The sequence below is a fragment of the Mycobacterium angelicum genome, from assembly GCF_002086155.1.
Taxonomy (GTDB): domain Bacteria; phylum Actinomycetota; class Actinomycetes; order Mycobacteriales; family Mycobacteriaceae; genus Mycobacterium; species Mycobacterium angelicum.
In genome coordinates this window covers 1-1,040 of sequence record NZ_MVHE01000215.1, presented here as the reverse complement: position 1 = coordinate 1,040, position 1,040 = coordinate 1, and the positions used below count along the sequence as shown (strand labels likewise).

Below are 1,040 nucleotides of genomic sequence, written 5' to 3'. Positions count from 1 at the left end.
CACCCCCACCTCACCCAACACCACCTCACCCACCCCGGCGCCAAAATCGCCTTCGTCCTCCCCGGCCAAGGCGCCCAATACCCCACCATGGGCACCCAGCTCTACACCCACCACCACGTCTTCACCGAGGCCCTCGACCAAGCCTGCACCGCAATCGACCCCCACCTCGACCTACCACTGCACGAGATCCTCTTCGCCGACCCCGACACCCCCACCGCACAGTTACTGACCCACACCGCCTACGCCCAACCCGCCCTGTTCGCCTACGGCATCGCCATGCACGCCGTCCTCACCCACGCCGGCATCACCCCCGATCTGCTGCTCGGACACTCCATCGGCGAACTGACCGCCGCCCACCTAGCCGGAGTGCTCTCCCTCGAGGACGCCGCCACCCTGGTCACCGCCCGCGGCCGACTCATGCAAGCCTGCGCGCCGGGCGCCATGCTGGCCATCCAAACCACCCCCGAAAACCTCCACACCCTGCTCGGCGACTACCCCGACACCACCCTGGCCGCCATCAACAGCCCCACCTCGGTGGTGGCCGCCGGGCCCTTCGACCAAATCGAGCACCTTCGCCAGCACTGCGAGACCCACCACTACAAGACCACCGCGCTGGCGGTCAGCCACGCCTTCCACTCCCCGGCCATGGACCCCGCACTCGCCGAATTCGAAGCCATCGCCGCCACCCTGAGCTTCCACCCGCCCACCCTGCCGGTGGTGTCCAACCTCACCGGCCAACTCGCCACCCCCGAGCAACTGAGCTCCCCGCACTACTGGGCCCAACACCTACGCCACACCGTGCGCTTCGCCGACAGCATCACCGCACTAACCGCCACCGCCACCCACACCTTCGTCGAACTCTCCCCACACCCCGTCCTGGCCCCAGCCATCACCGACACCCTGACCCACACCAACGCCCACGCCTCAGCCGTGATCACCCCCGCCCACCGCGACCGCCCCAACCTCGACACCCTGACCAGCGCCCTAGCCCAACTGCACACCCACGGCCACAGCCCCACCTGGACCACCCTGACCCCCCA

1 protein-coding gene is annotated in these 1,040 nt (G+C 68.8%); it reads left to right on the top strand.

Translation table 11 applies throughout. The features are described from left to right. Positions 1–1,040, top strand: a 1,040-nt coding sequence (locus BST12_RS29070; protein WP_139802064.1) for an acyltransferase domain-containing protein, incomplete at both ends; no start/stop codon positions are given.